We start from the raw sequence: 2,098 nt of genomic DNA, 5'->3' as shown, positions 1-2,098 counted from the left end.
AAGCCAACAAACATCTGTAGAAAAACCTATATTGGACTTGTTGAATTCTATGCTCTTGGAATTCGAAAATCAACTTCGGACAAAAAAATAAAAGCACGAAAGCACAACACCGTGTATAAAAAATTGCTAGTTTTAGCTAATACAAAGTTGGTTGCTTGTTTGCTGGCTTCCGATTTTCCTTCGGAAAATCCTCGCCCTGAAACACGCAACTTTCCATACACAACAACGTTGGGTTTAATGCGGAAAAGTCCGTTCCTAATCAAAAGTTTCGGCTGAAATTCAACTTTGTGAAATCGGATTTTTGACAAATATTTCGCGGATTTTTACGCCAATTGCGGAAAAATACCAAAACTGCGGATTTTATCAAAGTTTGCGGAATCGAAACGCAGACAAATGTTTCGGCGGACTTTGAGCTTGTTTGCGGAAAAAACTAAATCGGAAAAATAAAACATCGGACTTTTATTGCGGATTTAAAAACTGACCTAAAACCAATTGAAAATTAATCTGACAAAAAAAGCACTAAAACCCAACACCGTGTATAAAAAATTGCTAGTTTTAGCTAGCACAAAGGTTGTTGCTTGTTTGCCGGCTTCCGATTTTCCTTCGGAAAATCCTCGCCCTCAAACACGCAACTTTCCATACACGAACACGTTACCACACATACGAGAAAAACCGAAAATACAATGAAACAGACTATTTTAATTTTAACAACATTCTTCTTCTTCAATATCGGAGTTGGACAAAATAGGTATTCGACTGTAACTCCTTCGAGATACGAACCAATGTCATTTGATGAGCTTTCAGTTGTCGCAATGTCTTTACAAAAAAGGTATGACGCTAACCAAAAGTATTTGTATGAAATGAAAAAATGGATTTTGGAATTAAAACCACAAATAAAAGAACAAAGCTATTTAACTCGATTAGACAAAGAATATAAAGATTTGACCGATATTGAAGATGGCGATTTAGCAAGAGCGACTAAATATTTGAAACAAACTGAAAACGCAATTAGAGAAATTATTTCTGATTATAATATTTGGGTATCAAATCAAAATAACAATAATTCAACATCAAGAAATTCCGGACAGACAAATGATAGTTCTGGAAACTATGCCCAAATTGGAATGCAGCATCTTCAAAACAGGGAATATGCTCTAGCAGTTAGAAATTTCTCTAAATATCTTGAAACGGATAAAAATAATACTGATGTTATTTTCTTTCGTGCTATGGCAAAAGGAGAACTTGGCGACAGATTTGGAGCAATAAGTGATTATGACAAAGTGATTGAATTAAATTCTAATTACCCAATGCAATACAATAAGGTTGCAATGGCTTACAATAACAAAGCTTACTCATATGTGAAATTAAAAGAGTACGAAAAAGCATTACCGATAGTAGAGAAAGCCCTCGAACTTGATGAATCTGAATGGTATTTTTGGGACACACGAGGTGAAATATACTTGAATTTAGGTAAATATAAGCAAAGCATTTCTGACCTAAATAAGGCTTTAAAAATTGAGAAAAACCCAAATTCATATTTATTGAGAGGTTTAGCTTTAATTAAAAGTGGAGAAAAAGAAAATGGATGTAAAGACTTATCAAAAGCAGGAGAAATGGGGAGCGAAGAAGCCTACACTGAAATTGAAAAAAACTGTAATTAGAAAAAAGTACGTGTGGTAACAACGGCTATAATTCAGCGTGGCAATAGTGCAAAACCGAAACTTAAAACATACAACCAGCTTGATTTCTCTGCGGAATAGTCCTGCGGTCGATTCCACGCCGAAATCATAGCCCAACCGTTGTAGCCAATTTGAGAAATGACCATCCAAGAGATATTAAATACGACTGAACACAGACCTTGGAGAATACCAACTGAAAATTGGAAATTCTACCAAGAGTGGAATAATGCGATATTTCTTCATTGGCAAGTGGAATTGACCGAATTGAAAAAATTTGTGCCCAAAGAACTGGAAATTGACCTTTTTGAAGGAAAGCCTTGGATTTCGCTTGTTGCTTTTACAATGGAAAAAATTAGACCTAAAAACATTCCTGCTTTTAAACCAATTTCAGACTTTAATGAAATAAATATTCGGACTTA

Annotated in this window: 3 protein-coding genes; all 3 read left to right on the top strand. The window is 34.8% G+C overall.

The features are described 5' to 3' along the window. A partial coding sequence (locus tag CDH50_RS15295; protein ID WP_232732024.1) for a hypothetical protein occupies positions 1-276 on the top strand: 276 nt, incomplete at its 5' end. A 407-nt stretch (positions 277-683) separates the two neighbouring features. Then, positions 684-1,661: a tetratricopeptide repeat protein gene (locus tag CDH50_RS14945; RefSeq protein ID WP_100613095.1), complete on the top strand. Its 978-nt coding sequence runs from the start codon at positions 684-686 to the stop codon at positions 1,659-1,661. A 156-nt stretch (positions 1,662-1,817) separates the two neighbouring features. Further along, the coding region (locus CDH50_RS14940; protein ID WP_198513515.1) for a DUF2071 domain-containing protein at positions 1,818-2,098 on the top strand (281 nt) is incomplete at its 3' end.

Origin of the sequence: Confluentibacter lentus (genome assembly GCF_002806995.1) — a bacterium.
Taxonomy (GTDB): domain Bacteria; phylum Bacteroidota; class Bacteroidia; order Flavobacteriales; family Flavobacteriaceae; genus Confluentibacter; species Confluentibacter lentus.
This window is presented reverse-complemented; position numbering and strand designations above follow the sequence as displayed.

Coding starts and splice junctions, on each gene's coding strand:
- CDH50_RS14945 (WP_100613095.1), top strand. CDS start 684: ATGAAACAGACTATTTTAATTTTAACAACATTCTTCTTCTTCAATATC.